This is a genomic window from Solibacillus cecembensis (assembly GCF_050272495.1).
Taxonomy (GTDB): Bacteria; Bacillota; Bacilli; order Bacillales_A; family Planococcaceae; genus Solibacillus; species Solibacillus cecembensis.
The window spans coordinates 1-13,778 of record NZ_JBNNMF010000012.1; the positions used below are offsets into that span (position 1 = coordinate 1).

Consider the following 13,778-nt stretch of genomic DNA (forward strand, 5'->3'; position numbering starts at 1 on the left):
GGCAAAATTAAAAGGCATGAGCCCGATACACTATCGAACTCATACCCAATTAGCTGCCTGAAATAACCGTGTCTAACTTTAAGGGGTCACTTCAAAAGTGTATCGGGAAGTGGTTTATCTATACTACTATAATTCATTAACGACAGAAGAAATCGCCAAAGTGTTAGATATTCCAGTGAATACAGTGAAAACTAGATTGAGAAGAGCAAAACAAAGGTTAGAGCCGATGATAAAGGAGGCAGAACTTGATGGAAGATAAGCGATTAAAAGATGCATTTTCTAATGAGTCGGACCAAGAACTACAATTTACGAAAGAGGATCGTCATAAAGTCTTTGAACAGATTCGTAAAATAGATAAGGAACCTCATAAACGAAAGCAGCAACTTATTTTTGTGAAAAAGCTGGCACCCGTAACCGTGTCTTTATTAATAGTAGGCTTATGTTTATTTTTGTTTATGCCATCCGTTCTCCCTGGAACCTTGAATAACGAACCGAACAGCGGTAATGCAAATGGACAAATAGTTGAAGAAGCTGATATTTCTACTACTTTAATTACGGTGAAGTCGAAGGAGATGGATGATCGAGCCTATCTAAATCTTCTACTTACTTATAGTAAAGATAAAAAGATAATGAAAGTTGCATCGCTCCCTAATGCCTCGTATGTGCCGGTAGCGGATAACGATGATGGGACTATTGAATACGATAAATTATTATTTGCATATAATTTTGGTGGTGCAGAAAGTGTAAGAACAGCCGTTTCAAAACTATTAGATTTGCCAATTGATTATTATACCGTGATCGATTTAGAAACCTTTTCAACGCTAATTGATTCGGTGAATGGGATTGAGTACGAATTGCCGGAAGATATGCGAGTAAGAGCGATAACACAAGTGGCATTTGATTTTGAAAAAGGGCAGAAACGTTTGAATGGCGAAGAAGTTGTGGCCTTAATGATGGCTGCTACAGTGAAAGAGGGAATCGGTTTGGATGAAGAGGACCTATTAAATTTAATGAATGCTGTTATGAATAAAACAAAAGATGAAATTTCACCAGGACAATTAAAAGAACTGTTTACTCAAATAGAAGCCAATGTATCGCTTGATTCGTTATTAGACAATCAAATCAAAATGGATTCTATCAAATCAGTTTCTTTAAGTGATGGAATGATAGCAGATCACATACCATTAAGTAGTACAACTGGCAAACACTTTTACCGATTTGAGGAGGATTTTTTAAATTCTGTTACAAAAGAGTTAACCACATTTAATTAAAATAAAATCATCTTTCCTAGGGATTTCTTAATGGAAAGATGATTTTTTGTTGTCTAGCATTATTGAAGTTGTGAAGAAATATACTAAAACTAGTGGCGCAAAATAGTTGAAGTAATCATTTGGTGATAAAATGAAAAAACGATAAGAAAATCAAATTTTTATCACAAACAAATGAAGGGAGAGTTTATATGGAAAATGATTGGGACAAAGCGATAGACTCTCTTTCAAAAATTAATGTTTCTTCAAATAAAAATAACAAGTCTGTAACGATAAGTGAAGTCCCTAATGATTTGAAGTGTATCGGTGTTGGGACAGATGCGGCTGTTTTTCAGTCTATTTCCACACCAGCATATGCGTTTAAAGTTTATGCCAAGGACAAAGTAAATAAAGTAAAAGTTGAAGCGAATGTTTATGAAATATTAGGGGTTTCACCTTTCTTTCCAACATGTTTTGCCTCATATGATGATTTCCTCGTATTAAGTTACGAAGAGGGAAAAACGCTCTTTGACTGCCTAGTACAAGGTATACACATTCCAGAAACAGTTGTAAATGAGGTGGAAGAAGCAAGGGAATATGCTCGGGAGAAGGGCTTAAACCCACGTGATATTCATTTGAAAAATATATTATTACAAAATGGCAGAGCCAAAATAATTGATGTCTCTGAATATGCACTTCCAGGTAATGATTTCAGGTGGGAGCATTTAAAAAAGGGATATGAGCAATACTATCATTTAATAGATGGAAATTCCGTTCCGTTGTGGTTAGTAGAAACGATTCGAAAGTTGTATAACGAGCAGGGGAAGCATTCTTCATATGAAGAATTTACAAAGAAGATTTCAAAGTTTTTTATTAAAAGCAATTGAATAAATCGGGACTTCGGAATTAAGTTATAGCCTCATGAAACGCTAAAAAAGAGCTCCAACCTTTGGCGAAATCAGGTTTACGTAACCTGGATCAACCAATGGAAGGAGCACGATGTTCATACCCATAAAATGTTTGGCCGTGCTGTACTTCAGTATGCGTAAAATATTTGTTATCAACTGCTTGTTTATCTACATTATCATTTGCCGCAAAAGCACCACCTACACCAACTGCTAAAAGACCTGCCGATAAAACCCCTGTAAATACCTTAGTCATCATCATAATAAATTACCTCCTTGTTTTTGTATCCTTAGATTACATGCGCATTGTGAAACGTATATGAAATGGCTTATTTCTTCAGAGTAATTTTAAAATCTTTTTTAAACATGACAAAATCGCGATTAGCGCTTCTTATTCTAAAGACCGTTTGTCAAATTAAGTGCAACAGTTCTTCCCGAAACGCCTCGTATGCAGTTTTCCAGCCAAGGCATTTCCTTGGCCGATTGTTAATGAAATGGAGTGCTTGGTTCATATCATCTAGTGTCACATGATCGAAATTTGTTTTCTTAGGGAAGAACTCGCGCAGTAAGCCGTTTCCGTTTTCATTACTTCCACGTTGCCAGGAAGAATAAGCATTCGCAAAATAGACTTGGATGTTTAGTTCTTTTTCAAGCACGTTGTAACAGCTAAATTCTTTTCCACGATCGGTTGTCGCCGTTTGGATTGCACCTTTGGGCAATTGTTGGTGTAACTGTTTGACGGCTGTTTCCATTGAGTTTGCGGAACGGTCTGGAATCAAAATACCTGTGTACCAGCGGGTTTTACGTTCAATAAATGTAGCCACGCAACCTTTAGCTTGTCCACGTCCAGAAACGACTGTATCTAACTCCCAATGTCCAAATTTTTCACGTTTACGGACTTCTTTTGGACGTTTTGAAATGGGCGTACCAATATTGAAACGCCCTCTTGTTTCACGAGGTTTCTGGCGTTTTCCTTTTTGGCGAAGAACTGTTAAAGGCATTTCTAATAAGCCGTTATAAATCCAACGGTAGATGCTTTTAAAGCTCAGTTTCCCCTGATACAAGCGGCCGACAATCTGTTCAGGTGACCACGTTTCGCCCAACTTTTTTTGAACAGCTTCTTTTAAATCTGGTGTTAGTTTTAGCTTCGCACCACAGTTCTTTTTATTCGTTTGATAGTGATTGTGTGCTACTTCGGCTGACCAATTTGTATGGCGATTCAGCTCTCTTGAAATGGTCGAGGGACTGCGTTTTAGCTGCTTCGCAATTTTTCGTTTGGAATAACCTAATTCAAGATAGGTTTCTATTTTAGCGCGTTCAGATATGGTAAGATGAGTATAGCTCATAACGATTTCTCCTTTAAATGTTGGTGTGGTAACTACATTTTATACGAGGTCGTTATGGGCTTCTTTTATTTTGTCTTCAAAGTGTTGCGCTTAATATTACAATTCATCTAAAAAAAAAAAGACGCCATCCAAAATACATTGGATAGCGTCTTGATATTTCGATTCGTTCTATGAAGGGTTTGTCGACCAAAGTCCCGCATGTTTTAATACAACACGTGGATGAAGTTTTAGCTGTGCAACCATTAAGTCTGCTAAATTTTCTGCTTGCATCACTTTTTCTGGATTGCCGTCTGTTAAATTGAGCTCGACAGCCATATCAGTTGCAACGGTACTCGGTGTTAATGTTGTAACGCGAATGTTTTTCTTACGTACTTCAAGCATTAATGACTCGCTTAGTCCGATAACTGCAGCTTTTGAAGCTGAGTATGCACTTGTAATTGGTGCACCTTTTTGACCAGCAGTTGATGAGATATTAATAATATCGCCTGTGTTACGCTCGATCATTTCCGGTAATACTGCACGTGTTGTGTAGTAAACCCCTTTTACGTTGACATCGATAATATTTGTCCATTCTTCAGGCGTTAAGTCCATGAAGCTACCGAATTTTGAAATGCCGGCATTATTTACTAAAATATCGATCGCACCAAGCTCGCCTCGGATTGATTCAACTGCTGCTGTGATAGAGTCTAAATCCGCTACATTTGCAGCCGCCATTGCTACCTTTACATTATACTGTTTAAGCTCCTCTGCAACTTGTTGTAAATTTTCAAACGTACGTCCAACAAGGCCTACGTGAACACCTTCTTGTGCAAAAGCTATTGCTGTTGCACACCCAATTCCACGCCCTGCTCCTGTAATTAATGCCACTTTTCCTGTAATTGTTTGCATATTTTTTGCTCCTTTAGATAAGATAGATTTATTATTATATGAAATAATGTGTAATAAACTAAAAAAATAATTGAGTAAGGTGCGTTTGATAAACCTGTTCTGATCACATAATTAATTACGCTGTTTTACTCCGAAATGATTCGTCTTTAAGACTAACTTCATTCTAGCTACAGTTTGCACTCTTGTGAAGAACGCACTTTTTTGTGCGGAGGTTACCAAATGGTTACTACTATAAGTAAAGGAGTAAATGTCCATGTCGGATACATTAAGAAAAGAGATTCAAGAAAGAATATTAAATCAAGATTATCATTGTGAAAAAGAACTTACCTTATCGATTATTAGTGGAAAATGGAAAGTTGTTATTTTGTGGCATTTAGGTGTAGAAGGGACGCATCGATTTAGCGAACTTCAAAAGCTTTTCCCGAAAATATCTCATAAAATATTATCAAATCAATTACGTGAACTGATTGAAGACGGGATTGTCCATAGAGAAGTGATTCCAGAAGTTCCTCCCAAAGTCGAATATTCAATGACTGAGCTTGGGATGACGTTATTACCAATCGTTGAGATGATGTATGAATGGGGGAAAAACCGAATAGATCAAATTAAACAAGAGAGATAGAACATCTAATTTAAAGGGTGGTATAAAATATGAAAATCCATAGAATAGATCATATAGGTATAACCGTCAATGATCTTCCTGCCGTGAAAGCATTTTTCCTTAATTTTGGTCTTGAAATACTAGGGCAAGGAAAAATTGAAGGCGAATGGGTGAAGCGGATGGAGCGGATAATCGGGCTTCAAGATGTTAAAGAGGAAGATGGACTGTTGCGAACGTCAGATATTGACGCAAATATAGAACTAGTAGTTTTGCGAACGCCAGATGGTAGCACAAATATAGAACTAGTTAAATTTCATACGCCTTCAAATGAAAATGGTATACAGCATCCTTTAGCAAATACTCTTGGAATTCGGCATATTGCTTTTGCCGTTGAAGATATTGAAGCCATTGTTACCAAAATGACAAAGAACGGTGCAGAGCTTATTGGTGAGATACAAAACTACGAAAATGTTCAGAAATTGTGCTTCGTTCGTGGCCCTGAAGGAATTATTTTGGAGCTGGCTGAGGAAATCAAATAAAGATATTAAGGAAACCTCGATCTATTGGACGTAGATCGAGGTTTTTCTTAATCAAAATATCGGTAGCAATAAAACACGAAATCCTTCTGTTAAGGGCAGAGTCAAATTTGATATACCTGTATAATTCTTTTATTTTACACCTCTTTATTTTGCTCTGAAAGCATTTCAAAAACTTGTTCAACGTCTTTATCCCCACGTCCCGATAAGTTGACGATTAGTATGTCGTCTTTCGATAATGTAGGGGCTAATTTCAATGTGTACGCAATGGCATGGGCGCTCTCAAGTGCTGGAATAATCCCTTCGCTTTGAGAAAGTACTTGGAAAGCAGCAAGTGTTTCAGCTCCTGTCACCGTTACATATTCTGCTCGACCAGTTACTTTTAAATGAGAATGTTCAGGACCAACCCCAGGATAATCCAACCCGGCTGCAATGGAATACGTTGGTTGGGGATTTCCTTCTTCATCTAAAAGCGTCAAACATTTAAAGCCATGAATGACCGCTGGAACACCTTCTGTTAATGAAGGAGCTTCTGCTGGCTCAACACCGATTAAGCGTATTTTTTCCTCTGCAAGGTAATGGGCAAACGCACCTATAGCATTACTTCCACCACCTGTACATGCAATCACTGCTGTTGGCAACTGGCCTTCCTTTTCGAGAATTTGGCGTTTTGATTCCTCACTAATGATAGATTGGAAATGCTTCACCATCGTTGGAAATGGGTGTGGTCCAACTACTGAACCCATTAAATAAAACGTATTTTCATAGTTTTCCACTAAGTCGTCTAAGGCTTCATCTACTGCATCTTTCAAGCGACCTTGCCCTTTATCAACTGCTACTACCGTTGCCCCTAACAACTCCATACGGAATACGTTTAAGGCTTGTCGTTCTGTATCTAATTTCCCCATATAAATCGTACAAGGGATACCGAATAATGCACATGCAGTCGCAGTCGCAACACCATGTTGTCCAGCCCCTGTCTCTGCAATAATACGCGTAGCTCCCATACGTTTTGCAAGTAAGATTTGTCCGATTACGTTATTGATTTTATGAGCGCCTGTATGGTTTAGATCCTCACGTTTTAAATAAATTTTTGCACCACCTAACTTTTCCGTTAAATTGGCCGCAAAAGTCAGTGGATTTTCTCGACCTACAAACTCTTTCAGATAATACTTGTATTCTGCTACAAATTCCTCGTCGTCTTTATAATGGTTGAATTGCTCCGTTAAGACATTTAATACGTTTTGTAATGCAGGAGGTACGAAACTACCACCGAACTCTCCAAAAAAACCCTCTTGTTGTTCTACTTTTTGTTCTAAACTCATACTAATCAAGTCTCCTTTTCTAATAAACGATATAGTGTATTTATATTCTTAAAAAGATTTCTATATTCTATATAGACAAAATTAGTTAAAATATTACATTTATACCGATTTTAAAATTCTCAATCCATGAAAAGTGGGTCGTTTTTTTATCTCAAATGTAGCAGTTGTTGAAGTTAGAAATCCTTTTATACGTATCAAGTTATTTAGTTATTTCATCTAATAGTTACTGGGTATTATACCCACCTAATTGATATTGACAATCATTCTCAGTTAGGATACGATATTTTAGGATATTAGAGGAGGAAAGAAATGAGTAAATATAAATTAATATTGCCTAGTATAGTAGGGATTGTGGCATTAAGTTTAGTCGGTTGCCAAAGTGCTGATGGTGACCAGAAGAGTAAGGAAAGTGAATCTGAAGGCAGTGCAGCAGTAACTATTGTTGACGGTAGGGGTAAAGACGTTGTTCTTGAGGACGGATATGCAAAAAATTTCGTGCTGTTTCCAAATGAGGGAACTGAGGTATTCTCAATAACTCAATCAACTGAGCCTTTCTTAGGTATGAGAAAAAGCGATCAAGATTCGAATATTGCAGGTGGTGTTGTTGCAAAATATTATCCTGAACTTTTAGAGGTGAATTCTAACATCGTTGATGCAGAAGGAGATATGCCAAATGTTGAGGAAGTTTTAACTATGGCTCCTGATGTTGTTTATCAATGGAAATCGAGAGAGGCTTCAATTAAACCACTTGAAGATGTTGGTATTGATGTTGTTGCTTTAAACTGGGGTACTTATGAAGATGATATTGAAAGATATACATTATATGGTGAGGCTCTAGGAATGCAAGATAGAGTAGAAACGGTTTTTGCACACCATGACAAAACAAAACAAGCTGTTCTTAAGGTAACTGAAAATCTAACAGAAGAAGAGCAACAAAATCACGTTTTTGTAAGTCATATGAATGAAAATCAAATCAATGTTTGGGGAACAGAACTCCCTCACACTGCTGTGCATAAAGTGGAAAATGTTGCCTATACAAAAGGTAATATCACTGACACAGGTGCTGATATAAATGCAGAGACCTTGCTTGAATGGAATCCAGATATGATCGTTATTGGAGAGTGGGCATCGGATATTACACCCGACTTTTTCTATAATCATCCTGTCCTTAAAAATTTGACAGCAGTTAAAGAAAAAAGAGTTTACAAAAGTCCTACAGCGTCATTACTTGATAATCCAGGAATTAGCTGGTACTTCTATGCTTCTTTAGCGAATCCCGACAAATTTAAAGATTTTGATATGCGTAAGCAAGTACGTGACGATTATAAACTGCTATATAATGTCGACGTAACTGAAGAAGATATTGATAAAATTTTAAATGTTGAGGAAAACAAAAATAGTAAATACTTTGAAATGTTCATGCAGTAAGGAGGGGCTATAATGGTAAAAGACAGACGAAAAATTCAAAAGAACTTTTACATATTATCCTCTATTACATTGACTGTATTAATGATAGCTGCGATTTGTATAGGAAGATATACAATTTCTCCATTAGATGTTTTTTATTCACTAATAAACCCAACGTCTTTCTCAGACGCTACGATTCCAGTAGTTGTACAAGAAGTTAGAATTCCTCGTGTACTATTAGCTGTAGTTGTAGGAGCGGGCATTGCAGCTGCTGGTGCTGCATTGCAGGCGATTTTTGGAAACCCGCTTGTAAGTGAACATATTTTAGGCGTCTCATCTGGAGCAAGCTTTGGAGCAGCACTAGGAATTTTAACAATCGGTACAACGTTTGGTATTCAGACTTTGGCCGTACTGTTTGGATTTTTAGCGATGTACCTTACGTATAAAATCGCAAGAAGACGTGGGCGTATTACAGTTCTTATGCTAGTTCTTGCGGGAGTTATAACAAGCTCCGTATTCGGTTCGGGAGTTTCCTTGTTAAAGTATTTTGCAGATGCAAGAAATGAACTTCCTGCTATCACCTTTTGGTTAATGGGATCGCTTGCTAGTCCGTCTAAGGAAACGATTATTAGAACTATGCCTAGTATTTTGATTTCTTTAATTTTCTTATATAAATACAGATGGCAGTTAAATCTACTTTCTTTAGATGAGGAAGAGGCAATTTCCTTAGGCGTAAATGTAAAAAGAATGCGTATAGTTATCATATTTTTCACAACGGTTATTGTTGCGGCAATCGTATCTATTGCGGGTGTTATTAGTTTTGTAGGGCTTATTATACCGCATTTTACTCGAATGATAGTAGGAACAGACAATAAGCATTTATTACCTGCCTCTATGATTATGGGAGCTATATTTATGCTGATTACAGATACACTCGCAAGGTCTCTAACAGGTTCAGAAATTCCACTATCTATTTTAAGCTCACTACTTGGTGTGCCGTTCTTTATATATCTGCTAAGAAGAACAGGAGGAATTTGGGATGATTAAAGTGGAAAACCTTAATTTTCAATACCCTAACTCAGATAGACAGATCTTTGAAGATTTATCCTTTAACGTAAAAAAAGGAGAAACATTGGCTATTTTAGGAGCAAACGGGATTGGAAAGACAACATTTGTAAAATGCTTATTGGGATTTTTAGAATATAAATCAGGGAATATTTTAATAAATGATGAATCTATTAAACAAATGTCTGCAAGTAAGTATTGGAAACTAGTAGCCTATGTTCCACAATCTAAAAGAATGGCATTTGGATTTACAGGGCTTGAAATGACCGTGATGGGTTTATCTCCACATGTAAAAATGGGGAAACTCCCTAAAAAGGAGGATTACGACAAAGCTTATGAGCAATTAAAAAAGTTAGGTATTGAGCATTTGAGTGAACAAAACTGCAACAAAATGAGCGGTGGCGAGCTACAAATGGTTTTAATAGCAAGAGCCCTTATCAAGAACCCTAAAATACTAATAATGGACGAGCCTGAGTCTCATCTAGACTTGCGAAATCAACTAAAAATATTGAATATTATCGAAGAGTTAAATGGACTAGGTGAATATTCTATTATAATAAATACACATTTCCCGCATCATGCTTTTCGTATAGCACAATCAACATTGCTTTTAGGTAAAGAGGGGTATATTTTCGATAAAACTGAAAATGTTGTTAACACAAAAAATTTAAGAGATTATTTTGGTATTAATTCTGAAATATTGTCGTATGAACATGCAGAGAAATCTTATTCAGCAATATTACCAATAGATCTACACAAATTTTAATGAGGTGAGGTGTAAAAATGAAAAAAATCGCTTATGTTACAACAGGAACAAGCGCGCAGTTAATAAGCTATTGGGATTATGCTCATTACATGGATCAATTAATTTATGCGGATGACCTTCCTAACTTTAACCTAGAAGAATTTGATGCAGTAATTCTTTCTTGTCATTGTCAAAGTGACCGCATTCTTCCGCATAAAAAACAACTTAACAATTATGTTAAAAATGGAGGCTTTCTCTTAATTTTTGCACTTAACCATGTTGATCAACTTTTAGATGTTGTAAATATAGAATGCGTCAATTCAAAAATAAAGGATTGGCTTTGGTGGACTAAGCCAGATGGTAAAATAGAGCTGTTTGTTCCGGAAAATACAAATCACTCCTTTTTTGAATATATGAAGCCTGAGCATTTACGATGGCACTGGCATGGGGCATTCAAGGGCAATCATAAAGGGACAACATTGCTTGCAGTAGAAGATACGGATGAGTCAGTTATCGTTGATTTTAAGGATTTAGAAGGTGGGGGTAGAGTTTTTATCACAACACTAGACCCACATAGTCATAACGGTCAACGATTTATGCCAGTAACTACGAAACTGCTTCAAGAGTTTTACCCTTGGATTAATAACGAGCTTGGTATTGATAGAAATAACATAAAACCGTTTAAAGTGGCTTATTTACAAACAACGGGGATAGACTCGGAGAATACTCGTCCATTCCTATCGAATACCTTTAAAGGTACTAACGGGCAAATAGACTACTTCGGTGTACGTCCTATTCCAGATGAAGTTTGGGAATGTGACATCATCTATATCCCTAGTATTTGTGACCAAATATTAATGCAACAATATTCGGATAAAATTATGGACTATGTTAAAAATGGCGGACAACTAATACTAAATATTGAAGTGGCTATATGCTGGCTTCCATTTTTAAAGCCATTCCGAACTGTACCTCCAGTGCCATATACTAATTTAAAAGTAAAGGTAGAAAATGATCCATTTGAATTTTTTAAGAATATGCCAGATGACTTTGATGGTTGGAGCGGTATAGTAGGTCAGTATTCAAGAGGATTTACTGAATTACCTGATTATGCTTTAGGTCTCACATCTATAGGGGCGGAAAATGCAAAATACTCATCGGATTATATATGGCAATATCCTTCATTAGATGGTAGTGGTGGAAAGGTGTTCGTACATAACGGTGATAATATGGTGCGTTATCCTGATCATGGAGAACATAAAGAATGCCTTGTTCGTGACATTTGTGTAGGGCTAATGAAATATCGCAAAGCAGTTGTGCCATTTGCTGGAGTGCAAGTACAAGGATAATTTATACATTTAACTTTTTTAGGCGTTTTTTATCTATTAGCAATCTATTTAGAATTCTACATGAATTATCAGGACTTAACCCACGAATTTTGATCAATCTTTGTTCAAAATACGCGGGTTTTTTCTATTGTGAAATCAATGTTCTTTTATCGAATTTTATTCAAAATAAAATTAGATTGTAAAGCTTACTTGACATGGGAATTGATGTAAAGTAAGCTTTACTTATTAAGGAATGTACAGTTTACTTTACATTAAGTTAGGAGGAACTATGAAAAACCGAATTCGTGAATTAAGGAAAGTGAAGCAGATTACACAGGAAGAATTGTCTAAACAAGTTGGTGTTTCAAGGCAGTCGATCATTGCAATTGAATCGGGGAAATTCAATCCATCTATTGAGCTTGCATACAACATTTCCAAGGTTTTCAACTGCACGATTGAAGAAGTGTTTATATTCGAAGAGGAGGGAATGTAATTATGGAAATTTCTATCGGTGGCATGATTGGATTATACGGAGGGATGCTTTGCGGGCTTCTTGGCTGGTGGTTTGGACGAAAAAAGGCTAGAGAGAACAGAGGGTTAGATGAGTTATATTATCATATTTGGCAAAGGGCAAGATCGTATGCATGGTATGCGACATTAGGAGCAATTTATATTTTCTTTTCACTCATCATGTTTGGGGTTGAATTAAGCGCGGCAATGGTTTTAGCTCTTATTTTATTAATACACTTAGGCAGTTGGGCAATAATCGGGATGATTTTGACAATCAATATGACCGTTTCCCCATCTAAACAACTTTCTCGTGTGGCAATTGCCTGGATTGTCGTTGCTTGTTCATTTACTTTATTTACAGTCCTCTCTATTGTGACAGGTAACTGGCTATTTTTATTGTGGAGTATTTTGCCTAATGTAGTTGCACTGACTACTGTTGCACTGGCTACTAGAATAAAACCGGTACAAAAGAATATTGAATAAACTTCTATTAAAGAGGTTGTCCCTGAAATGTTGAAAACAATTTTAGGAACAACCTCTTTAAAATTTTACTGTGAAAATGCGTCTGAATAATGGACGACACCTTGTACATTTTTAAGCGAGTTTTCAGCTAATTCTAAAGACATAAAAACTTCAGAAGGTACTTCAAATGGCGCCCGTATATTCCAGCTACTAGCTTGTTTAAAGCCGAACTTTGGATAGTAATCTTTATGTCCTAAAACAATGACCGATTGATAACCAAGCTCTTTTGCCATCTTTAATGCTTCCTGAATTAATTGGCTGCCAATACCTTTTTTCTGATGCTCAGGTGCAACACAAACTGGGGCAAGTGCTAAAGAATCTGCAATGTTTTCTCCATTTACAATTGTAATTTTAGATAAAAGAATGTGACCAATGATTTCATTGTCTTGATCTATTGCTACTAATGAAAGTTCAGGAATAAATGCATCTGATTGTCTAATTCGATTTACGAGTAGGTGTTCTTTTTGATCGCTATATTCTTCATCTAAGAAAGCTTTTCTAATAACTTCTTCAGTCGTGCTATACTCTTCCGTGCGCTCTGACCTAATTAAAATTTCCATGTGTAGTCTCCAATTATTTTAATAAATTTCTTTATATTTATTTTTTAAATCATACTTACCATATTGCATTATCCACTTTCTTAATTCAACTTTCAACCTTTAAATCATACGTTTTAATACATCCGCATAAGCCTATCATTTTATTTTAACTTTCCTTTATTACGGCAAATACGCCTGTGGTTAAAGTACATTTCATTACAAACCTTATAGTGAACGTAGCATAAATAACCACATATGAAGCAAGAGATGCCTCTTATCTAATTAAAAAAACCTCTTGTCACAGAATTTACATTGTTAGGAAATGGATATGGTAAAGTTATGGTAATGGGGGAATGCTCGGATGAAAATTCACTTAGTAATTAACAATGAGCTTGAAGAAACTGAAATTCATATTCATGCAAAAGAATACAATGAGCAAATTGAGCAATTGATGAGGCAATTACGATCAACACAAGTTTCAAAGATGATTGACGGTTATTTAAAACAAGAAATCCACATGCTCAAGATCGATGAAATTTATTCAATCTATGCGGATGGACCCAAAGTTTACTTACAAACAGAGGAGCAGGAGTTTGAGGCAAAGAAGAAATTGTATGAGCTTGAAGAACAATTTGCGAAGGATTTTGTTCGTGTGAATAAATCGACATTGATTAACCTGAATAAAATTGCCTCAATTCAATTAGCGACGATTGGAACGACACAAGTTCTTTTAGATAATGGTGTTTCAATCCATATTAGCCGGAAATATTTAAAAGAATTGAAAGTACAATTAGGAATTGGAAGGGGGTACTAA

16 protein-coding genes and 1 pseudogene are annotated in these 13,778 nt (G+C 36.3%); 12 read left to right on the forward strand and 5 right to left on the reverse strand.

Going from position 1 to position 13,778, the window contains the following annotated elements; genetic code table 11:
• Window positions 1-94: 94 nt before the first annotated feature.
• The 3 genes and pseudogenes from ACQKIH_RS11800 to ACQKIH_RS11810 form a co-directional block, all read left to right on the forward strand.
• Window positions 95-259 (forward strand): annotated as a pseudogene (locus ACQKIH_RS11800) (sigma factor-like helix-turn-helix DNA-binding protein); the annotation flags it as partial.
• Entirely contained in the window at window positions 249-1,271 is a 1,023-nt protein-coding gene (locus ACQKIH_RS11805) for an LCP family protein (RefSeq protein ID WP_427766186.1), read from the forward strand. The pseudogene ACQKIH_RS11800 and the gene ACQKIH_RS11805, both read left to right, overlap by 11 nt.
• A 188-nt stretch (window positions 1,272-1,459) precedes the next feature.
• Window positions 1,460-2,134: a hypothetical protein gene (locus ACQKIH_RS11810; RefSeq protein WP_057986173.1), complete on the forward strand. Its 675-nt coding sequence runs from the start codon at window positions 1,460-1,462 to the stop codon at window positions 2,132-2,134.
• A gap of 91 nt (window positions 2,135-2,225) precedes the next feature.
• On the opposite strand, the gene ACQKIH_RS11815 is transcribed toward ACQKIH_RS11810, so the two are convergent.
• The 3 genes from ACQKIH_RS11815 to ACQKIH_RS11825 all read right to left on the reverse strand — a co-directional run bounded on the left by ACQKIH_RS11815 (window position 2,226) and on the right by ACQKIH_RS11825 (window position 4,386).
• Window positions 2,226-2,414 carry a hypothetical protein gene (locus ACQKIH_RS11815; RefSeq protein ID WP_427766188.1) on the reverse strand — a complete coding sequence of 63 codons (189 nt, stop codon included), beginning with the start codon at window positions 2,412-2,414 and terminating at the stop codon, window positions 2,226-2,228.
• 148 nt (window positions 2,415-2,562) lie between these two features.
• Window positions 2,563-3,498, reverse strand: coding sequence for an IS30 family transposase (locus tag ACQKIH_RS11820; protein WP_427766191.1), 936 nt, complete (start codon window positions 3,496-3,498; stop codon window positions 2,563-2,565).
• 168 nt (window positions 3,499-3,666) lie between these two features.
• A complete protein-coding gene (locus ACQKIH_RS11825; RefSeq protein ID WP_427766194.1) occupies window positions 3,667-4,386 on the reverse strand; it encodes a 3-ketoacyl-ACP reductase in 720 nt (239 codons plus the stop codon).
• A gap of 253 nt (window positions 4,387-4,639) precedes the next feature.
• Between ACQKIH_RS11825 and ACQKIH_RS11830 the strand changes: the two genes are divergently transcribed.
• Complete coding sequence (locus ACQKIH_RS11830; protein ID WP_427766196.1) at window positions 4,640-5,008, forward strand: winged helix-turn-helix transcriptional regulator; 369 nt, start codon at window positions 4,640-4,642, stop codon at window positions 5,006-5,008.
• 29 nt (window positions 5,009-5,037) lie between these two features.
• Window positions 5,038-5,526, forward strand: coding sequence for a VOC family protein (locus tag ACQKIH_RS11835; RefSeq protein ID WP_427766199.1), 489 nt, complete (start codon window positions 5,038-5,040; stop codon window positions 5,524-5,526).
• 134 nt (window positions 5,527-5,660) lie between these two features.
• Here ACQKIH_RS11835 and trpB read toward each other — a convergent pair whose 3' ends face one another.
• Window positions 5,661-6,848, reverse strand: coding sequence for a tryptophan synthase subunit beta (gene trpB, locus ACQKIH_RS11840; RefSeq protein WP_427766202.1), 1,188 nt, complete (start codon window positions 6,846-6,848; stop codon window positions 5,661-5,663).
• Between the two features lie 309 nt (window positions 6,849-7,157).
• Between trpB and ACQKIH_RS11845 the strand changes: the two genes are divergently transcribed.
• The 6 genes from ACQKIH_RS11845 (at window position 7,158) to ACQKIH_RS11870 (ending at window position 12,386) form a co-directional block, all read left to right on the forward strand.
• Window positions 7,158-8,276, forward strand: coding sequence for an ABC transporter substrate-binding protein (locus ACQKIH_RS11845; protein WP_427766205.1), 1,119 nt, complete (start codon window positions 7,158-7,160; stop codon window positions 8,274-8,276).
• 12 nt (window positions 8,277-8,288) lie between these two features.
• On the forward strand, window positions 8,289-9,302 hold the full coding sequence (locus tag ACQKIH_RS11850) for a FecCD family ABC transporter permease (RefSeq protein ID WP_427766208.1): 1,014 nt from the start codon (window positions 8,289-8,291) through the stop codon (window positions 9,300-9,302).
• Entirely contained in the window at window positions 9,295-10,086 is a 792-nt protein-coding gene (locus ACQKIH_RS11855) for an ABC transporter ATP-binding protein (protein WP_057986157.1), read from the forward strand. The genes ACQKIH_RS11850 and ACQKIH_RS11855 overlap by 8 nt, the downstream gene beginning before the upstream one ends.
• A 17-nt stretch (window positions 10,087-10,103) precedes the next feature.
• Entirely contained in the window at window positions 10,104-11,414 is a 1,311-nt protein-coding gene (locus ACQKIH_RS11860; RefSeq protein ID WP_427766212.1) for a hypothetical protein, read from the forward strand.
• A gap of 268 nt (window positions 11,415-11,682) precedes the next feature.
• Window positions 11,683-11,886 carry a helix-turn-helix transcriptional regulator gene (locus tag ACQKIH_RS11865; protein WP_057986153.1) on the forward strand — a complete coding sequence of 68 codons (204 nt, stop codon included), beginning with the start codon at window positions 11,683-11,685 and terminating at the stop codon, window positions 11,884-11,886.
• Between the two features lie 2 nt (window positions 11,887-11,888).
• On the forward strand, window positions 11,889-12,386 hold the full coding sequence (locus ACQKIH_RS11870; RefSeq protein ID WP_057986152.1) for a hypothetical protein: 498 nt from the start codon (window positions 11,889-11,891) through the stop codon (window positions 12,384-12,386).
• A gap of 65 nt (window positions 12,387-12,451) precedes the next feature.
• On the opposite strand, the gene ACQKIH_RS11875 is transcribed toward ACQKIH_RS11870, so the two are convergent.
• The gene (locus ACQKIH_RS11875) at window positions 12,452-12,985 is read right to left on the reverse strand and encodes a GNAT family N-acetyltransferase (protein ID WP_427766215.1); all 534 of its coding nucleotides are present in this window, start codon (window positions 12,983-12,985) and stop codon (window positions 12,452-12,454) included.
• Between the two features lie 340 nt (window positions 12,986-13,325).
• Between ACQKIH_RS11875 and ACQKIH_RS11880 the strand changes: the two genes are divergently transcribed.
• Window positions 13,326-13,778: a LytTR family DNA-binding domain-containing protein gene (locus tag ACQKIH_RS11880; RefSeq protein WP_057986148.1), complete on the forward strand. Its 453-nt coding sequence runs from the start codon at window positions 13,326-13,328 to the stop codon at window positions 13,776-13,778.

What these genes read in the sequence shown, in the direction of transcription:
- ACQKIH_RS11805 (WP_427766186.1), top strand. Translation starts at nt 249, where the DNA reads ATGGAAGATAAGCGATTAAAAGATGCATTTTCTAATGAGTCGGACCAA.
- ACQKIH_RS11810 (WP_057986173.1), top strand. Translation starts at nt 1,460, where the DNA reads ATGGAAAATGATTGGGACAAAGCGATAGACTCTCTTTCAAAAATTAAT.
- ACQKIH_RS11815 (WP_427766188.1), bottom strand. Translation starts at nt 2,414, where the DNA reads ATGATGATGACTAAGGTATTTACAGGGGTTTTATCGGCAGGTCTTTTA.
- ACQKIH_RS11820 (WP_427766191.1), bottom strand. Translation starts at nt 3,498, where the DNA reads ATGAGCTATACTCATCTTACCATATCTGAACGCGCTAAAATAGAAACC.
- ACQKIH_RS11825 (WP_427766194.1), bottom strand. Translation starts at nt 4,386, where the DNA reads ATGCAAACAATTACAGGAAAAGTGGCATTAATTACAGGAGCAGGGCGT.
- ACQKIH_RS11830 (WP_427766196.1), top strand. Translation starts at nt 4,640, where the DNA reads ATGTCGGATACATTAAGAAAAGAGATTCAAGAAAGAATATTAAATCAA.
- ACQKIH_RS11835 (WP_427766199.1), top strand. Translation starts at nt 5,038, where the DNA reads ATGAAAATCCATAGAATAGATCATATAGGTATAACCGTCAATGATCTT.
- trpB (WP_427766202.1), bottom strand. Translation starts at nt 6,848, where the DNA reads ATGAGTTTAGAACAAAAAGTAGAACAACAAGAGGGTTTTTTTGGAGAG.
- ACQKIH_RS11845 (WP_427766205.1), top strand. Translation starts at nt 7,158, where the DNA reads ATGAGTAAATATAAATTAATATTGCCTAGTATAGTAGGGATTGTGGCA.
- ACQKIH_RS11850 (WP_427766208.1), top strand. Translation starts at nt 8,289, where the DNA reads ATGGTAAAAGACAGACGAAAAATTCAAAAGAACTTTTACATATTATCC.
- ACQKIH_RS11855 (WP_057986157.1), top strand. Translation starts at nt 9,295, where the DNA reads ATGATTAAAGTGGAAAACCTTAATTTTCAATACCCTAACTCAGATAGA.
- ACQKIH_RS11860 (WP_427766212.1), top strand. Translation starts at nt 10,104, where the DNA reads ATGAAAAAAATCGCTTATGTTACAACAGGAACAAGCGCGCAGTTAATA.
- ACQKIH_RS11865 (WP_057986153.1), top strand. Translation starts at nt 11,683, where the DNA reads ATGAAAAACCGAATTCGTGAATTAAGGAAAGTGAAGCAGATTACACAG.
- ACQKIH_RS11870 (WP_057986152.1), top strand. Translation starts at nt 11,889, where the DNA reads ATGGAAATTTCTATCGGTGGCATGATTGGATTATACGGAGGGATGCTT.
- ACQKIH_RS11875 (WP_427766215.1), bottom strand. Translation starts at nt 12,985, where the DNA reads ATGGAAATTTTAATTAGGTCAGAGCGCACGGAAGAGTATAGCACGACT.
- ACQKIH_RS11880 (WP_057986148.1), top strand. Translation starts at nt 13,326, where the DNA reads ATGAAAATTCACTTAGTAATTAACAATGAGCTTGAAGAAACTGAAATT.